Source organism: Pseudomonas sp. NFX15, assembly GCF_049132105.1.
Taxonomy (GTDB): Bacteria; Pseudomonadota; Gammaproteobacteria; order Pseudomonadales; family Pseudomonadaceae; genus Aquipseudomonas.
On the sequence record NZ_JAFMPV010000033.1, the window covers coordinates 39,871 to 56,039 of the forward strand.

At 60.3% G+C, this 16,169-nt stretch carries 18 protein-coding genes; 15 read left to right on the forward strand and 3 right to left on the reverse strand.

Translation table 11 applies throughout. The features are described from left to right. Positions 1 to 67: 67 nt before the first annotated feature. Together J1D76_RS24640 and J1D76_RS24645 are read right to left on the reverse strand one after the other, a co-directional pair. Positions 68 to 859, reverse strand: a complete 792-nt coding sequence (locus J1D76_RS24640; protein ID WP_421140958.1) for a hypothetical protein — start codon at positions 857 to 859, stop codon at positions 68 to 70. 99 nt (positions 860 to 958) lie between these two features. Continuing rightward, positions 959 to 1,957, reverse strand: a complete 999-nt coding sequence (locus J1D76_RS24645) for an alpha/beta hydrolase (RefSeq protein ID WP_421140959.1) — start codon at positions 1,955 to 1,957, stop codon at positions 959 to 961. A gap of 83 nt (positions 1,958 to 2,040) precedes the next feature. Between J1D76_RS24645 and aroC the strand changes: the two genes are divergently transcribed. Genes aroC through mtnC form a run of 5 tightly spaced genes read left to right on the forward strand, consistent with a single transcriptional unit; the run spans position 2,041 to position 6,184 of the window. Continuing rightward, positions 2,041 to 3,132, forward strand: a complete 1,092-nt coding sequence (gene aroC, locus J1D76_RS24650; RefSeq protein ID WP_421140960.1) for a chorismate synthase — start codon at positions 2,041 to 2,043, stop codon at positions 3,130 to 3,132. Between the two features lie 29 nt (positions 3,133 to 3,161). Continuing rightward, on the forward strand, positions 3,162 to 4,313 hold the full coding sequence (locus J1D76_RS24655; RefSeq protein ID WP_421140961.1) for an MFS transporter: 1,152 nt from the start codon (positions 3,162 to 3,164) through the stop codon (positions 4,311 to 4,313). Further along, the gene (locus J1D76_RS24660) at positions 4,310 to 4,930 is read left to right on the forward strand and encodes a methylthioribulose 1-phosphate dehydratase (protein ID WP_421140962.1); all 621 of its coding nucleotides are present in this window, start codon (positions 4,310 to 4,312) and stop codon (positions 4,928 to 4,930) included. Before J1D76_RS24655 ends, J1D76_RS24660 begins: the two co-directional genes overlap by 4 nt. A gap of 20 nt (positions 4,931 to 4,950) precedes the next feature. Next, on the forward strand, positions 4,951 to 5,496 hold the full coding sequence (locus J1D76_RS24665) for a 1,2-dihydroxy-3-keto-5-methylthiopentene dioxygenase (protein ID WP_421140963.1): 546 nt from the start codon (positions 4,951 to 4,953) through the stop codon (positions 5,494 to 5,496). A gap of 4 nt (positions 5,497 to 5,500) precedes the next feature. Further along, entirely contained in the window at positions 5,501 to 6,184 is a 684-nt protein-coding gene (mtnC, locus tag J1D76_RS24670) for an acireductone synthase (protein ID WP_421140964.1), read from the forward strand. A 107-nt stretch (positions 6,185 to 6,291) separates the two neighbouring features. Here the strand turns inward: mtnC and J1D76_RS24675 are convergent, their stop codons facing one another. Next, complete coding sequence (locus J1D76_RS24675) at positions 6,292 to 6,570, reverse strand: DUF3509 domain-containing protein (protein WP_421140965.1); 279 nt, start codon at positions 6,568 to 6,570, stop codon at positions 6,292 to 6,294. A gap of 345 nt (positions 6,571 to 6,915) precedes the next feature. On the opposite strand from J1D76_RS24675, the gene J1D76_RS24680 reads away from it, so the two are divergent. From J1D76_RS24680 to J1D76_RS24725, 10 genes are all read left to right on the forward strand, one after another. Beyond that, on the forward strand, positions 6,916 to 8,754 hold the full coding sequence (locus J1D76_RS24680) for a long-chain-acyl-CoA synthetase (RefSeq protein ID WP_421140966.1): 1,839 nt from the start codon (positions 6,916 to 6,918) through the stop codon (positions 8,752 to 8,754). Positions 8,755 to 8,851: 97 nt separating this feature from the next. Continuing rightward, complete coding sequence (locus J1D76_RS24685) at positions 8,852 to 9,385, forward strand: ankyrin repeat domain-containing protein (RefSeq protein WP_421140967.1); 534 nt, start codon at positions 8,852 to 8,854, stop codon at positions 9,383 to 9,385. Between the two features lie 112 nt (positions 9,386 to 9,497). Continuing rightward, positions 9,498 to 10,028, forward strand: a complete 531-nt coding sequence (locus tag J1D76_RS24690; protein WP_421140968.1) for a hypothetical protein — start codon at positions 9,498 to 9,500, stop codon at positions 10,026 to 10,028. An 82-nt stretch (positions 10,029 to 10,110) separates the two neighbouring features. After that, positions 10,111 to 10,302, forward strand: coding sequence for a PLDc N-terminal domain-containing protein (locus J1D76_RS24695; protein ID WP_421140969.1), 192 nt, complete (start codon positions 10,111 to 10,113; stop codon positions 10,300 to 10,302). A gap of 252 nt (positions 10,303 to 10,554) precedes the next feature. Next, the gene (gene speE, locus J1D76_RS24700) at positions 10,555 to 11,430 is read left to right on the forward strand and encodes a polyamine aminopropyltransferase (protein ID WP_421140970.1); all 876 of its coding nucleotides are present in this window, start codon (positions 10,555 to 10,557) and stop codon (positions 11,428 to 11,430) included. Positions 11,431 to 11,634: 204 nt separating this feature from the next. Next, positions 11,635 to 11,868: a hypothetical protein gene (locus tag J1D76_RS24705; RefSeq protein ID WP_421140971.1), complete on the forward strand. Its 234-nt coding sequence runs from the start codon at positions 11,635 to 11,637 to the stop codon at positions 11,866 to 11,868. Between the two features lie 209 nt (positions 11,869 to 12,077). Beyond that, on the forward strand, positions 12,078 to 12,422 hold the full coding sequence (locus tag J1D76_RS24710; protein ID WP_007971898.1) for a ribonuclease E inhibitor RraB: 345 nt from the start codon (positions 12,078 to 12,080) through the stop codon (positions 12,420 to 12,422). A 357-nt stretch (positions 12,423 to 12,779) separates the two neighbouring features. Beyond that, on the forward strand, positions 12,780 to 14,189 hold the full coding sequence (locus J1D76_RS24715; RefSeq protein ID WP_421140972.1) for a circularly permuted type 2 ATP-grasp protein: 1,410 nt from the start codon (positions 12,780 to 12,782) through the stop codon (positions 14,187 to 14,189). A 13-nt stretch (positions 14,190 to 14,202) separates the two neighbouring features. Further along, complete coding sequence (locus tag J1D76_RS24720; RefSeq protein ID WP_175390617.1) at positions 14,203 to 15,153, forward strand: alpha-E domain-containing protein; 951 nt, start codon at positions 14,203 to 14,205, stop codon at positions 15,151 to 15,153. Then, on the forward strand, positions 15,150 to 15,959 hold the full coding sequence (locus tag J1D76_RS24725) for a transglutaminase family protein (protein WP_421140973.1): 810 nt from the start codon (positions 15,150 to 15,152) through the stop codon (positions 15,957 to 15,959). Before J1D76_RS24720 ends, J1D76_RS24725 begins: the two co-directional genes overlap by 4 nt. Positions 15,960 to 16,169: the final 210 nt, after the last annotated feature.

Below are 16,169 nucleotides of genomic sequence, written 5' to 3' on the forward strand. Positions count from 1 at the left end.
TTGGGTACGAGGCAGATCCTGTGGGAGCGTGGCTTGCCCGCGATAGCCTCGGCGCGGTCTCAAGCCATCAACGGTGCGTAGCAATCCAGATCAACAACCCCGCCTGAAACACCGCAAACGCCACCAGGCAAGTAATGGTGAAACGCAGCCCGGCGTCTTCGCGTTTGTACTTGCTGACTTTCTCTTCGTGTTTCTTGAGTTTGACTTCCTGCTCGGCCAGGTTCTGCTCGGCCTGTTGCAGCATCTGCGCCGCCTCGAGAATCTCCACGACCTGCAGCTTTTCGCTGTTCCAGTCCCCCGCGAGGTCACCGACCTTGACCGCCTTGACGCTGCCTTTCAAATGCTGGGCATCGGCATACACCACGTCGAAACCGTGCACACGCAAAAAATGATCGCGGCGCAGGCGGGTGTCTTCGTTCAGTGCATCCTTGTTGTTCAGGTCAAAGCCGTCGACGGTGTAGGTCGGCCAGCGCTTCTTCGCCCAGTTGATGCCCTGGGCCGCCAGGTAGCGACCAATGCCACGGTTGAGCGGTTCAATCTGCAGACCGCTGTCGGGGCCGAAATGCACGCGTTTTTCGGCGTGATCGACCCACACGTCCAAGTGGTTTTGCTCTTTACGTACGCGCTGGGCGGGCAGGGTGATGCTCATGCGCATCAGGCTGTGGGCCTTGTCATTGCGCTCGGCATAGCCCAGCTCGACAAAGCGCAACGGCCGTCCGCCGGTGTTGCGGTCCGTCTGCAACGGCGCCAGCCGGAGCATCTTGTGGTGCTCGACGGTGACGTCCGCCCAGGGCAGCTCGACCGCTGGCGGTGCGTCTTGTTCAGCGGTGGTGTCGGGTGAAGTCTGGGTGTCAGTCATAACGGCGAGATCCTGTCCAAGCTCTGCTTGTCGCCAACCCATGTGTGGGCGACAAAGGCTTATCGGCCGTTTTTTCCAGGACTGGAGGGTTAACAGGCGTTAACGGGTGCGAAGTCCGTCAATAAACCCGAGGATTCGCGTGCCCAGTTCTGCCGCCAGGGGCAATTGCGGGTCTTTATAGGAGGCCAGTTGGCGTTTGATGTCGTTGGGGACGATGCGCATGACATGGTTCATGCCTTCGATCAACGCCAGTTCGGCGTCCGGTTTGGCGGCCTTGAGCAGTCTTGCGTCGTTGACGCCGACCTGGATGTCGTTGCTGCCCTGAACGATCAGCGCCGGCATTTTCAGTTTGGCGAAAGCGGCGGCGGGGTCCTGGCGAAACAGGGAAATCAGGTACGGCTGCACGCTCGGACGAAAAATCGCCTGCAACGGCGGCGGTACGTTGTCGTCGGGTCGGCCGGCCTTGAGGCTGTCGAGCAATTGATTGCTGCGCAGCATCAGCGGCGGTGGCAGGCGATTGCCCAGTTGCTCGCGGATGACCTGATCGACCGGCCGTGCGCTACCCGAGACAGAGATCACCGCATCGGCATTGATAGTCGGTGCAGCGAGGCTGGCGATCAAAGCCCCTTCGCTATGCCCCAGCACAATCAATTTGCCGAAACGCGGGTCGGTCTTGAGCTTCTGGCCCCAGGCTTCGGCATCTGACACATAAGCGTCCACCGTCAGGTTGCGTTCATCCGGGGTCGCGGCCAGGCTCGCCGCCACGCCGCGCTTGTCGTAGCGCACGCTCGCAATGTTGTGTTTGGCCAGCACCCAGGCCAGGCGCTTGAGGCTGTCATTGCGCCCGCCATCGATGTTATTGCCGTCGCGATCGGTCGGGCCGGAGCCGGAAATGATCAAGACTACCGGCACAGGGTCGTCGGATTTTGGCAGCAACAGCGAGCCGAAAAGCTCACCGGTGCCAGTCTCCAGTGTGATCGGTCGTTGCAGGACAGTCGCCTGGGCGAAGCCGGAAATCAGGGTAAGGCTCAAGGCTAGAACTCGCAGCATCATCGCGCCATCATCAAGAAGATGCCGGTTGGACTCACAGGCACCCATAAGGTTCGAGGATGAACTACTTGGGTTGCCTGCGTATACTGGCGCGCATTACGTATTCAGGTTCATTTCACGGAGCGTCCTGCATGTCCGGCAATACCTACGGCAAGCTGTTCACTGTCACCACCGCGGGCGAAAGCCATGGTCCGGCGTTGGTCGCCATTGTCGATGGCTGCCCGCCGGGCCTCGAGATTTCGCTGGAAGATCTGCAGCGCGACCTGGACCGCCGCAAGCCCGGCACCAGCCGGCACACCACGCAGCGCCAGGAAGCCGACGAAGTCGAAATCCTCTCCGGCGTGTTCGAGGGGCGCACCACCGGTTGCGCCATCGGCCTGTTGATCCGCAACACCGACCAGAAGTCCAAGGACTACTCGGCAATCAAGGATCTGTTCCGCCCGGCCCACGCCGACTACACCTACCACCACAAGTACGGCGAGCGCGATTACCGCGGCGGCGGTCGCAGCTCGGCCCGCGAAACGGCGATGCGCGTGGCGGCCGGTGCGATTGCGAAAAAATACCTGGCCAGCCAAGGCATCGTCATTCGTGGCTACATGAGCCAGCTCGGCCCGATCGAAATCCCGTTCAAGACCTGGGATTCGGTCGAGCAGAACACTTTCTTTAGCCCGGACCCGGACAAAGTTCCGGAGCTGGAAGCCTACATGGACCAGTTGCGCCGTGACCAGGATTCGGTCGGCGCGAAGATCACGGTGGTCGCTGAAGGCGTGATGCCGGGCCTGGGCGAGCCGATTTTCGACCGCCTCGACGCCGAACTGGCCCATGCGCTGATGAGCATCAACGCGGTCAAGGGCGTGGAAATCGGCGCTGGTTTCGCCAGCGTCGCGCAACGTGGCACCGAGCATCGCGATGAAATGACCCCGGAAGGTTTCCTCAGCAACAACGCCGGCGGCATCCTTGGCGGCATTTCCTCGGGCCAGCCTATCGTCGCGCACCTGGCGCTGAAGCCGACGTCAAGCATCACCACGCCGGGTCGCTCCATCGATATCCATGGCAACCCGGTGGACGTCATCACCAAGGGCCGTCACGACCCGTGCGTCGGCATCCGCGCCACGCCGATTGCCGAAGCGATGATGGCCATCGTGCTGATGGATCACCTGCTGCGCCACCGTGGGCAGAACGCCGATGTGCGCGTGAGCACCCCGGTGCTGGGTCAGCTGTAAATGGCTGACTTCATGGTCGCTGCCGTCTGATGGCGGCAGCGGCGCTCCCGTACTGGCGGCTCTCCAGTTTCTATCTGTTCTATTTCGCCTTGCTCGGTTCGACCGCGCCGTTTTTGGCGCTGTACTTCGATTACCTCGGCTTCAGTGCCGCGCGCATCGGCGAGCTGATAGCGATCCCGATGCTGATGCGCTGCGTGGCACCGAACATCTGGGGCTGGCTGGGCGACTACACCGGTCGGCGTCTGGCCATCGTGCGTTTTGGCGCGGTGTGCACGCTGCTGACGTTTTCGTTGATCTTCGTCAGCAAGACCTACGCCTGGCTGGCAATGGTCATGGCCCTGCATGCGTTCTTCTGGCATGCGGTGTTGCCGCAATTCGAAGTCATCACCCTGGCACATTTGCAGGGGCAGACTTCGCGCTACAGCCAGATCCGCCTGTGGGGCTCGATTGGTTTCATCATCACCGTGGTGGCGCTGGGGCGGTTGTTCGAATGGCTGAGCCTGGACATTTACCCGGCGGCGCTGCTGCTGATCATGGCCGGTATTGTGCTCAGCAGCCTGTGGGTGCCCAATGCCCAGCCGGCACCGGGCCACCGGGTGGCGGGGGAGGGTTTCCTCAAGCAATTGCGCAACCCCGGTGTGTTGGCGTTTTACGCTTGCGTGGCGCTGATGCAGATGAGCCACGGTCCGTATTACACCTTCCTGACCCTGCACCTTGAGCGGTTGGGGTACAGCCGCGGCGTGATCGGCATGCTCTGGGCGGTCGGTGTGGTCGCTGAAGTCTTGATGTTTTTGGCCATGAGCAAGATCCTTGCGCGCTTTTCACTGCGCCGGGTGTTGCTGGCCAGTTTTCTGCTGGCGGCGTTGCGTTGGCTGTTGCTCGGCTCGCTCGCCGAGTTTCTCTGGGTGCTGTTGTTAGCCCAGGTGCTGCACGCGGCGACCTTCGGCAGCTTTCACGCCGCTGCCATCGCGTTCGTGCAACGTAGCTTCGGTGCGCGCCAGCAAGGTCAGGGCCAGGCGCTGTACGCGGCACTGGCCGGCACTGGCGGCGCGATGGGTGCGTTGTATGCCGGTTACAGCTGGACCACCCTCGGCGCCGCATTGACCTTTAGTATTGCCAGCCTCGCAGCGTTCGCCGCTGCCGTTATCATTGCCACATGCATGCAAGAGGACAGGCCATGAGCCTTACCCGTGAACACCTCGCCCAGGAAATCATCGACGCCGGGCGTTTTCTGTATGGCCGCGGCTGGTCGCCGGCCACCAGCAGCAATTACTCGACCCGCCTGTCGCCGACCGAAGCCTTGCTGACCGTGTCCGGCAAGCATAAAGGGCAACTCGGCCCGGACGACGTGCTGGCCACCGACCTGACGGGCAATAGCCTGGAACCGGGCAAAAAGCCGTCCGCCGAAACCCTGCTGCACACCCAGCTCTACACCTGGCGCCCGGAGATCGGTGCGGTGCTGCACACCCATTCGGTGAATGCCACCGTGCTGTCGCGCCTGACGCCGCAAGACTTCATCGAGTTCGAAGACTACGAGCTGCAAAAGGCCTTCAGCGGCGTGACCACCCACGAATCCCGTGTGCGCGTGCCGATTTTCGACAACGACCAGGACATTGCGCGCCTGGCCGCCAAGGTGCAGCCTTGGCTCGACGCCCATCCCGATTGCGTCGGCTACCTGATCCGCGGCCATGGCCTCTACACCTGGGGCGCGCGCATGAGCGATGCCTTGCGCCAGATCGAGGCCTTTGAATTTTTGTTCGAGTGCGAGTTGAAGGTGCGCTCGCTCTTTAAAGCATGAACCGCTAAGGAGTTGCCCTGATGAGCAGCCTGTCCGTCTATCACGTCTCCAGCCCTGAAATCCCTAACAAGGTGCTGACCCATCTCGAAGACATTCAGTCGACCCTGGCCGAGCAAGGCGTGCGCTTCGACCGCTGGCAAGCAGCGACCAGGCTTCAGCCCGGCGCCAGCCAGGAAGAAGTGATTGCCGCCTATCAAGGGCAGATCGACCAGTTGATGACCGAACGCGGTTACATCACCGTCGATGTCATCAGCCTCAACAGCGATCACCCGCAAAAAGCCGAATTGCGCGCCAAGTTCCTCAACGAACACCGTCATGGCGAAGACGAAGTGCGATTTTTCGTCGCCGGTCGTGGGCTTTTTACCCTGCATATCGACGATTACGTCTACGCGGTGCTCTGCGAAAAAAACGACCTGATCTCGGTGCCGGCCGGCACCAAGCACTGGTTCGACATGGGCGAACACCCACATTTCATTGCGATCCGTTTGTTCAACAACCCGCAAGGCTGGGTGGCCAATTTCACCGGCGAAGACATCGCCGGGCAATTTCCGCGTCTTGAGGACTGAGTCAATGCCGATCAAAGCGATTCTCACCGACATCGAAGGCACCACCAGCGCGGTGAGTTTTGTGTTCGATGTGCTGTTTCCGTATGCCGCCAAGCATTTGCCGACCTTTATCCGTCACAAGGCCGAGCGCGCCGATGTCGCCGAACAACTGGCCGCGGTACGCCGTGACAGCAATGAGCCGAACGCCGATGTTGAACACGTGATCGACATCCTGTTGGGCTGGATCGCCGAAGACCGCAAGGCCACGCCGTTGAAGGCGTTGCAAGGCATGGTCTGGGAGCAGGGTTATCAGGCGGGGCAATTGAAGGGTCATGTCTACCCGGACGCCGTTGAGGCGCTCAAAGCCTGGCATCAGCACGGCTATCAACTGTTCGTGTACTCGTCCGGTTCGATCCAGGCCCAACGGCTGATCTTCGGCTGCTCCGAAGCGGGGGATTTGACGCCTCTGTTCAGTGGTTACTTCGACACCACCTCAGGACCCAAGCGCGAAGCGCAGTCCTACGCCAACATCACCCGGGCGATCGATGTCGAGGCCGGGGAGATTCTGTTCCTGTCGGACATCGTCGAAGAACTCGACGCGGCGCGCTCGGCAGGCATGGCCACCTGTGGCCTGGCCCGCGAAGGCGGGGAACTGGCAGGGCATGTGACGGTGGACAGTTTTGCGCGGATAAACCCCGCCGCCTTCTAAGTACCCATAACTTGTAGGAGCGAGCCTGCTCGCGATAGCGCAGTGTCAGTCAACACTCATGTTGAAGAACCGATCGCAATCGCGAGCAGGCTCGCTTCTACAATGTTTTACAGCGAGTGATACGTCGGCAGCGCAAACCGTTGCTGGCTTTGCAGCATCGAAATCTGCGGCAATTCACTGGCCTGTTCGGCGAGATCGCGGCGAATCGCACTGATGACCCACGACAATTGGTCGCCGTTGTGCAACTGCTGATAAGAAATCGAACGCTTGAACACTTTGTCCTCAGCCCCCCGCAGCGTCAGCAAAATCCCACCGTCCGGGCGGGCCTGGGTGACGACTTCGAAGTTGGAAAACAGCGACGAAAATTTTTCCTGGATCAGGCTCATGTCTATCAGCTCCGTTGGCTCATGAATGGCAAGCATGCGGAGAGGATTGCAGTGATTGTGCCAGTATTAAGATTTAATAAAACTATATAAAAATCATATAGTTATGGCTTATCGTTTTTTTGGCTGTCGTGCATTCTGCATGAATGGCCATCGTGCATCCTGCATTTTGCGGGGTCGCTCGGCAATGGCAGGGAACCATTGCGTGGGCCGGTGTTCCTGATGGGCAACGTATCGGCCGCGGATACAAAACATTTCAAAAACCGCGTGTACAGCTCAAGAACCGATGACGTATTTTCGGTTTCAGTCATCGCCGCCCGACAATAAAAAGATCGAAACGGGAGCACCATGAGCCGCACGTCGCACGACACGATCACCTGGAGCATGATGCTCCGCAAGCTGCCTTCCATCGCCAAGGCCATCCCCCGGGTGTTCAAGGGCATGAAGGCCGCCAACGTCAAGGACCCGACCCAGGCGTGTGGTTTGGGCTGGAGTTTCGAACAAGCCACGTTGCGCAACCCCGATGGCCCGGCGCTGTTGCAGGGCGACGTGACGCTCAGTTATGCCGAGGTCAACCAATGGGCCAACCGCATCGCCCATCACCTGATCGGCCAGGGCATCGGCAAAGGCGATGTGGTGGCGATCTTCATCGACAATCGCCCGGAATTGCTGGTGACGATTCTCGCGGTGGCCAAGGTCGGCGCGATCAGTGCGCTGCTCAATACCTCGCAGACCCGTGACGCCCTGGTGCACAGCCTGAACCTGGTGGCGCCGGTGGCGATCATCGTCGGTGAAGAGTTGGTAGCGGCGTACCTGGCTGTGCGTGAGCGGGTCGCGATCAAGGCTGACCGAACCTGGTTCGTCGCCGACCAGGACACCTCCAGGCAACCGGGTATCGCGCCGCAAGGGTTCATCAACCTGATGACCGTCAGCCTCGACGACGCCAACGACAACCCCGCCAGCAGTCAGCAGATCTTCTTCTACGACCCCTGCTTTTATATCTACACCTCGGGCACCACCGGGCTGCCCAAGGCCGGCGTGTTCAAGCACGGGCGCTGGATGCGCAGCTCTGTGAGCTTCGGCATGATCGCTTTGGACATGCGCCCGGACGACGTGGTCTATTGCACTTTGCCGCTGTACCACGCCACGGGCCTGTGCGTGTGCTGGGGTTCGGCGGTCAGCGGCGCCAGTGGCTTTGCCATTCGGCGCAAATTCAGCGCCAGTCAGTTCTGGAATGATGTGCGCAAGTATCGGGCAACCACCATCGGTTACGTCGGGGAGCTGTGCCGCTACCTGGTCGATCAGCCACCCGTCGCCGAGGACAGTCGGCACCGCGTGAAGAAGATGATCGGCAATGGCCTGCGTCCTGGCGCCTGGAACGAGTTCAAGACCCGTTTTGCGGTCAATCACATCTGCGAGCTTTACGCCGCAAGCGACGGCAACATCGGTTTCACCAACATTCTGAATTTCGACAACACCATCGGTTTTTCCCTGATGTCCTGGGAGCTGGTCGCCTTTGATCACGACAGCGGCGCGCCGATTCGTGAGGCCAATGGCCTGATGCGCAAGGTCGCCAAGGGCGAGCAGGGGTTGCTGCTGGCGAAAATCGACGACAAGGCCCCGCTCGACGGCTACACCGATCCGCAGAAAACCGCCAAGGTCGTGCTGCACGATGTGTTCGAGAAAGGCGACAGCTACTTCAACACCGGCGACCTGTTGCGCAACATCGGCTTCGGGCATGCGCAGTTTGTCGACCGTTTGGGCGATACCTACCGCTGGAAAGGCGAAAACGTCTCGACCACCGAGGTCGAAAACATCCTGCTGCAATACCCGCACATTTGCGAAGCCGTGGCCTACGGCGTGGAAATCCGCAACACCAATGGCCGCGCCGGAATGGCGGCAATCACCCCGGCCGAATCCCTGGCCACCCTGGACTTCAGCGAGTTGCTGGCCTTCGCTCGTGAGCAAATGCCGGCCTACGCGGTGCCGCTGTTCCTGCGTGTGAAAGTGAAAATGGAAACCACCGGCACCTTCAAATATCAGAAAACCCGGCTCAAGGACGAAGCGTTCGACCCGGGTAGAACCGGCGATGATCCGATCTATGCCTGGTTGCCGGGGACCCAGACCTACGTGCAGGTCACCGAGCAATTGCTGACTGACATTCACAGTGGCAAGTACCGCTATTGAATTTGGCTATGGCCGCTCTTGAGAAAAAACAAGTGACAGTCCCAAGGCTGCTCGGGAAACTGTCGGCTTTTACAAATGACAGAAAAGGGAGCGCCCAATGTCAGACCAAAGCCGCCAGATGACCCCCGAAGAAGCCGCCGAATTTGCCGAACAGGTATTCAACAAGGCACGGGAGGGCGATGCGGCGATGATGGCCGCGCTGCTGACCAAAGGCTTGCCACCGAACTTGCGCAACCACAAGGGCGATACCTTGCTGATGCTGGCGGCGTATCACGGCCATGTCGACACGGTAAAAGTGCTTCTGGAACACAAGGCCGACCCGGAAATCCGCAACGACAACGGCCAGAGCCCGATTGCCGGCGCGGCGTTCAAGGGCGACCTGGCAGTCATCAAGGCCTTGGTCGAGGGTGGCGCGCAAGTTGAGGGCTCGTCGTTCGATGGCCGCACGGCGCTGATGATGGCGGCGATGTTCAACCGCGTCGAAGTCGTCGATTACCTGATCAGCAAGGGTGCCGACCCGAAAGCCAAGGATGCCAACGGCATCACCGCGCTGGAAGCGGCGAAGACCATGGGGGCTGTCGATACGGTTGTGCAATTGGAAAAATTGCTGGGCTGCCCCCGAGATTTCTGACGAGCAGGCTTCTGTGGCGAGGGGGATTGCATCGCCACAGGTCCGCATTTCACCCAGTAATGCGCTATCCTTCGCGCCCTCAAAACCTCCCTCGCTACAGGATCTGCCCCCCATGAAAGCTGCACTCGTCGAACTCATCAGCAAAATCAGCTCCGGGTGCATGGGCGAAGACGAAATCCTCAAGGTCGCGGACGAAGCGGCCCAGGCCTACGCCGAGCCCCAGGCTTTTCTGGCCTCCAATCCGGACATCAACTACGACGAGACCTTCCCGATCCCGTTGGGTGAGTGGGTAGTGGTCGGCAGCCTGCCGGAGACGGTGCTGTTCCAGGCCGACAGCTACATGGACCTGTTCGCGCAGATCGTCGCCTCGTTCGGCCCGGGTGTTGATTTCAACCTCAAGCCCAAGCAACTGGCCAAGACCGAAGCATTGACCGCGCTCAACCGTATCCAGGTGCAAATGAGCAGCCTGAACAAGGATAACGGCGGCTACACGCTGATGAACTTCAGCCAGTTGCTCGATGATGAGTTGCAGGTAGTGCTGGTCTTCGGCAATGACCTGCCACGGGTGCTGGAATTGTGTGCAGAAACCGGCATTGCCGCAGCGCCATCCCTGGAAGCCTTGAAAGTCGCGATCCACGTCTAATAGCCAAACACTGTCAATAAACGGGAACCCTGGCGCCGACCGGCTATCCTATGGTGGCATATCACTTTTAGGGAGCGTCACCATGGGTTCCACGTTCAACAGCCTGGTCGCCTTGATCATTTTTGCCCTGGACATCTGGGCCATCATCAACGTGTTCAAAAGCAGCGCCGGGACCGGGTCGAAGGTCCTCTGGGTGTTGCTGATCGCGTTGCTGCCCGTGCTGGGGCTGATCATCTGGGCCATCGCCGGGCCGCGGGGCAACGTCAAGTTCTGAAGGACCAACACTGTACCTGTGGGAGCGTGGCTTGCCCGCGATACAGACGCCTCGGTCTGTCAGGTGCACTTGGTTGATCCTTTCGCGGGCGAGCTCGCTCCCACAGGATTGGGGCAACCCGAACAAGTGAGGTTCGACCTGTCATCTTCCGCGACGTAGAATGCGCGCCTTTCCCGGTCAATCGAGCCGATCGATTGGCCATCATGGGCGGGTAACCGTCCGTTGCCACCCGCATTCATCGGAGCACTTCCCATGAGCAACATCCCCGCCAGCGACTACCTGGAAACCCTCTACGAAGGCTACGGCCAGCGTTTTCGCATGGAAAAACTGCTGTACGAAGTGCGCACCGAGCACCAGCACCTGGTGATCTTCGAAAACCCGCGCATGGGCCGGGTGATGGCGCTGGACGGCGTGATCCAGACCACCGAAGCCGACGAGTTCATCTACCACGAAATGCTCACCCACGTGCCGATCCTCGCCCATGGCTCCGCCAAGCGCGTATTGATCATCGGCGGCGGTGATGGCGGCATGCTGCGTGAAGTGGCCAAGCACCGCAGCGTTGAGCACATCACCATGGTCGAGATCGACGGCACCGTGGTCGACATGTGCAAGGAGTTCTTGCCGAATCACTCCAAGGGCGCGTTCGATGATCCACGCCTGAACCTGGTGATCGACGACGGCATGCGTTTCGTCGCCACCGCCACGGAAAAATTCGACGTGATCATTTCCGACTCCACCGACCCGATCGGGCCGGGCGAAGTGCTGTTCTCGGAAAACTTCTACCAGGCCTGCCGCCGTTGCCTGAACGAAGGCGGCATCCTGGTGACCCAAAACGGCACGCCGTTCATGCAGATCGAAGAAGTGAAGACCACCGCCGGTCGCCTGCGCAGCCTGTTCCCGGACTGGCACTTCTACCAGGCCGCCGTGCCGACCTACATCGGCGGCTCGATGACCTTCGCCTGGGGCGCAACCAATAACGCTTATCGCAAGTTGTCCCGCGAAACCCTGCAACAGCGCTTCACCGGCAGCGGCATTATCACGCGCTACTACAATCCTGAAATTCACATCGGTGCGTTTGCCTTGCCGCAGTACGTATTGCAGGCCGTGAACAAACCAAGCAACGACTGATTTCCATCGGTTGGTTCGCAATACCTGTGGGCGTGGCTTGCCCGCGAAAGCGGTGTTTCAGACACATTAATGTCAACTGACACACCGCTTTCGCCGGCAAGCCACGCTCCCACAGGTCCTCTCTGACCTCGATGGAACAATTAGCCTGCTAACAAGGTCGAGATAGAGGTAAGCCCACCGACGGGTTTTATCGAGGAGGCACCAATGCAAAAGTGGAAAGTCACTTTCGTGGATGATCATGGCGAGACCATCAACGAAGTCTTTGAGTGCGATGAATGCCCGGATAAAGAGCAGGCCGCCAAGCTGATCAAGGCCCGGCTTCTTCCTGTCGCTGCCGAACTGGATCTGAACGATCTGGAAGGGCGCACCCTTGACGCGCGCGTCAAAGAGCTCAAGTCGCAGAACAGCATACAAATCCTCGGCATCACTCCAATCTGAACAACACCTGTCGCATTCAAATCCAGGCCTTGGCAGCGGCTCTATCTTGGGGCTACTCTGCAAGCGAGATCAGCGAATGGATCGCTAAGGTCTGGTCTTGTCAGCTCCATGCTTGTTTCCCACCGGCACATCATTGCCGTCGCTCGCGCTGTTCGGTTGCGGGTGAGGGAGTACGGAAAGTCTATCCATCGTTTTGAGGAGGACGTTTCATGAGCACAGCCTATCAAGAAGACATCAGCAGCAGTGTGCTGCGCCGCATGAAAGAAGGCGGTTTTGACTTTTCCCGGTTTCATCCCATCGAGTTCTACGCCATTTTCCCGGACGAGGAGCGGGCACGCAGGGCGGCAGGACATTTCCACCGGGGTGAATCCCTGGATGCGCAAGTCAGTGTGCGCGATGACGGCGCCTGGGCGCTGGAGTTGTGCAAAGTCATGTATGCCACCTACGACGACATCGGCGATTTCGAGCAGGGTTTCGAAGCGGTGGTCGAACCATTGGGCGGTATCATCGAAGGCTGGGGTGTGAAACAGGAGGTACGAGGGCGACTCGCATAACCTTATGAACAGTAACAACCAGCAAACACGGCTGACCTTCGGGTTGGCCGTTTTCATTTTCGCCGCCAATTAATTCAACACGCCCTTGTAGGAGCTGGCTTGCCAGCGATGGCGTCCTCGAAGAACAACACATGACTTAACGGCCCTTCGCCAGCAAGCCGGCTCCTACGGACTATGCTGGTGACAGGCTCTTATCACGCCTTGTAATGAAGCGGGGGCGATCAGGTTGGGGCGTTTGCCGCACAGGATTGGTGCGGTGTCAGCGCGGTGAATATCCAACCGATTGAAATCAAAGCGATTCTGCCGATGGCACGGGCCTTGCGATGGTCCGAGGGTCCGGGTGACAAGGAGTACGGCATGATCCGCACCTATTTTGATGAAATGTATGATGCCGGCGGCCAGGTCCGCCCGCATTATCGGGAGTTTGCCCGTTGGCTGGCCGAGACGCCTGACGAGCTTCTGGCACAACGGCGACGCGAGGCCGATCTGTTGTTTCATCGCGCCGGGATTACCTTCACGCTCTACGGGGACGAGCAGGGCACAGAGCGCCTGATCCCCTTCGATACCATCCCGCGCAGCATTCCTGCCAGCGAATGGCGAGTGGTCGAGCGCGGCTGCATCCAGCGGGTCAAGGCGTTGAACATGTTCCTCGCCGACCTCTACCACGAGCAGCGCATCATCAAGGCCGGCATCATTCCGGCCGAACAGGTGCTGGCCAACGAGCAATACCAGTTGGCGATGCAGGGCCTGGACCTGCACCGCGATATCTACTCGCACATCTCCGGCGTCGATCTGGTGCGCGACGGTGACGGCACCTACTACGTGCTCGAAGACAACCTGCGCACGCCGAGCGGCGTCAGCTACATGCTTGAAGACCGCAAGATGATGATGCGCCTGTTCCCCGAGCTGTTCGCGGCGCAGCGCATCGCCCCCATCGATCACTACCCGAACCTGCTGCTCGACACCCTGAAAAGCTCAAGCCCCATCGATAACCCGAGCGTGGTGGTGCTGACGCCGGGGCGCTTCAACAGCGCATTCTTCGAGCATGCGTTTTTGGCGCGGGAAATGGGTGTGGAGCTGGTGGAGGGCGCGGACCTGTTCGTGCGCGACGACAAGGTCTACATGCGCACCACCGACGGGCCGAAAGCGGTCGATGTGATTTATCGGCGCCTCGACGACGCCTTTCTCGATCCGTTGGCGTTCAACCCTGAGTCGATGCTCGGCGTGCCGGGGCTGCTGTCGTCCTATCGCTCCGGCAACGTGGTGCTGGCCAATGCCATCGGCACGGGGGTGGCGGATGACAAGTCGGTGTACCCGTTCGTCACCGACATGATCCGTTTCTACCTCGATGAAGAACCGATCCTGAAGAACGTGCCGACCTGGCAATGCCGTAATCCGTCTGAACTTTCCCACGTGCTGGCCAATCTTCCAGAGCTGGTGGTCAAGGAAACCCAGGGCTCCGGCGGTTACGGAATGCTGGTGGGGCCGGCGGCCACGGCGGCGGAAATCGAAGCTTTCCGCGCGCGCCTCATCGCCAAGCCCCACGCATACATCGCGCAACCGACGTTGTCGCTGTCGACCTGTCCGACCTTTGTCGAAAACGGCATCGCGCCACGCCACATCGACTTGCGCCCGTTTGTGTTATCGGGTCGTGAAACCCGGGTGGTCCCCGGTGGTTTGACCCGTGTCGCGCTGCGCGAGGGCTCCCTGGTGGTCAACTCCTCCCAGGGTGGCGGAACCAAAGACACCTGGGTGGTCGAGGATTGAAAGGAAGCCTGCCATGTTAAGTAGAACTGCCTCGGATCTGTACTGGATGTCACGTTACCTGGAGCGGGCGGAAAACCTCGCACGGATGCTCGACATCAGTTATTCACTGTCGCTGATGCCGCAAGACGGCCGTGGCAATGGTTTGCACGAACTGGCCATGCCGCTGTTGATCACCGGCACGCTCGACGATTACCTGGAGCGCCACGGCGAGTTGCATGCCGAGCGGCTGCTGCATTTTTTCGCGCTGGATGCGGCGAATCCGGCGAGCATCTACAGCTGCCTCGGCGCTGCGCGGGCAAGCGCCCATGCGGTGCGTGGGCGCATTACCGCCGACATGTGGGAAAACATCAACGCCACCTGGCTGGAAATTCGCGGCATCGCCGAACAGGGCCTCAGTCGCTACGGCATGAGCCGTTTCTGCGAGTGGATCAAGGAGCGCTCCCACCTGTTCCGGGGCGCGTCCTACGGCACCATCATGCGTAACGATGCGTTTCGCTTCATTCGCCTGGGCACCTTCATCGAACGGGCGGACAACACCTTGCGCCTGCTCGATGCCCGTTACGAAATGGCCGGCGACCAGGCCGAAGCGGTCAGCGACGGCACTGCGCACGCGTATTACCAGTGGAGCGCGTTGTTGCGGGCGCTGTCGTCGTTCGAGGCCTACACGGAAATCTACCGCGACGCGCCTGGCGCCCGGCATGTCGCCGAACTGCTGTTGCTGCGGGCCGACGTCCCGCGCTCGCTGCGCGCCTGCACCGAAGAAATCGACCAGATCCTCGCGCAGTTGCCGGGGGCCAACGGTCGTCCCGCACAACGCCTGGCGGCGGAAATGGACGCACGCCTGCGCTACACCGGCATCAACGAAATCCTCGACGAAGGCCTGCACGCCTGGCTGACCGAGTTCATCCCGCTGGTGCGCCAGTTGGGTAACGCGATTCACAGTTCTTACCTGGAGGCGGCATGAGACTTTCCATCAGCCACGAGACCACCTATCACTACGAAGACAAGGTGCGGGCGAGCATCCAGTACCTGCGACTGACCCCCCACGATAGCGAGCGCCAGCATGTGCTGAGCTGGCAACTCGACCTGCCCCGCCCGGTACGGGCGCAACTCGATCCGTTCGGCAACATCCTGCACGTGCTGACCATGGACGAGCCCCACGAGGCCATCATCATCGGCGCCCGTGGCCAGGTCGATATCGACGAATTGCGTGAAGCCGAACACGAGAGTCAGTCGGCGTTGCCGTTTTTGCGTTTCACCCGCCTGACCGAGGCCGATGCCGCGCTACGAGCGTTCGCCGAGAAGGAGTGCAAGCAGCGCCGCGATCGTACGGCGCTGATCGATTTGATGCATGGCCTGAACCAGCACATGACTTACACGCCAGGTTCCACAGAAGTCGACACCAGCGCAGCCCAGGCTTTCGCCGGGCGTTCCGGCGTGTGCCAGGATCACACCCACGCATTTCTGGCCTGCACTCGCAGCCTGGGCATTCCGGCGCGCTATGTGTCGGGCTACCTGTACAGCGAAAACAGTGAACACCTCGCCAGCCACGCCTGGGCCGAAGCCTGGCTGGATGACGCCTGGTACAGCTTCGACGTAACCAATGAACTGGCCCGCCCGGAACGTCACCTGAAACTGGCCGTGGGCCTGGATTACCTGGACGCCTGCCCGGTGCGCGGCATGCGCCGGGGCGGCGGTAGCGAGCAGATGCACGCCAAGGTTTTGGTCTCGCCGACACCCGCGCCGGTGATCAGCGTTCAACAACAGTAACTGGAACACCAGGAATCCTGTAGGAGCTGGCTTGCCAGCGAAGGCGTCCCTCCAGTCAGCACTTTTGTGACTGACAGACCGCTTTCGCTGGCAAGCCAGCTCCTATGTATGGACTCGCCCCCACTGTCTACCCGCTTTTGAAAAACCGCTGCCCCGTTGCATCTATGTATTAGGCCTATTCGTGGAAGCCGTCTTCGGCTTCTGGCCAAA

Coding starts and splice junctions, on each gene's coding strand:
- J1D76_RS24640 (WP_421140958.1), bottom strand. CDS start 859: ATGACTGACACCCAGACTTCACCCGACACCACCGCTGAACAAGACGCA.
- J1D76_RS24645 (WP_421140959.1), bottom strand. CDS start 1,957: ATGGGTGCCTGTGAGTCCAACCGGCATCTTCTTGATGATGGCGCGATG.
- aroC (WP_421140960.1), top strand. CDS start 2,041: ATGTCCGGCAATACCTACGGCAAGCTGTTCACTGTCACCACCGCGGGC.
- J1D76_RS24655 (WP_421140961.1), top strand. CDS start 3,162: ATGGCGGCAGCGGCGCTCCCGTACTGGCGGCTCTCCAGTTTCTATCTG.
- J1D76_RS24660 (WP_421140962.1), top strand. CDS start 4,310: ATGAGCCTTACCCGTGAACACCTCGCCCAGGAAATCATCGACGCCGGG.
- J1D76_RS24665 (WP_421140963.1), top strand. CDS start 4,951: ATGAGCAGCCTGTCCGTCTATCACGTCTCCAGCCCTGAAATCCCTAAC.
- mtnC (WP_421140964.1), top strand. CDS start 5,501: ATGCCGATCAAAGCGATTCTCACCGACATCGAAGGCACCACCAGCGCG.
- J1D76_RS24675 (WP_421140965.1), bottom strand. CDS start 6,570: ATGAGCCTGATCCAGGAAAAATTTTCGTCGCTGTTTTCCAACTTCGAA.
- J1D76_RS24680 (WP_421140966.1), top strand. CDS start 6,916: ATGAGCCGCACGTCGCACGACACGATCACCTGGAGCATGATGCTCCGC.
- J1D76_RS24685 (WP_421140967.1), top strand. CDS start 8,852: ATGTCAGACCAAAGCCGCCAGATGACCCCCGAAGAAGCCGCCGAATTT.
- J1D76_RS24690 (WP_421140968.1), top strand. CDS start 9,498: ATGAAAGCTGCACTCGTCGAACTCATCAGCAAAATCAGCTCCGGGTGC.
- J1D76_RS24695 (WP_421140969.1), top strand. CDS start 10,111: ATGGGTTCCACGTTCAACAGCCTGGTCGCCTTGATCATTTTTGCCCTG.
- speE (WP_421140970.1), top strand. CDS start 10,555: ATGAGCAACATCCCCGCCAGCGACTACCTGGAAACCCTCTACGAAGGC.
- J1D76_RS24705 (WP_421140971.1), top strand. CDS start 11,635: ATGCAAAAGTGGAAAGTCACTTTCGTGGATGATCATGGCGAGACCATC.
- J1D76_RS24710 (WP_007971898.1), top strand. CDS start 12,078: ATGAGCACAGCCTATCAAGAAGACATCAGCAGCAGTGTGCTGCGCCGC.
- J1D76_RS24715 (WP_421140972.1), top strand. CDS start 12,780: ATGATCCGCACCTATTTTGATGAAATGTATGATGCCGGCGGCCAGGTC.
- J1D76_RS24720 (WP_175390617.1), top strand. CDS start 14,203: ATGTTAAGTAGAACTGCCTCGGATCTGTACTGGATGTCACGTTACCTG.
- J1D76_RS24725 (WP_421140973.1), top strand. CDS start 15,150: ATGAGACTTTCCATCAGCCACGAGACCACCTATCACTACGAAGACAAG.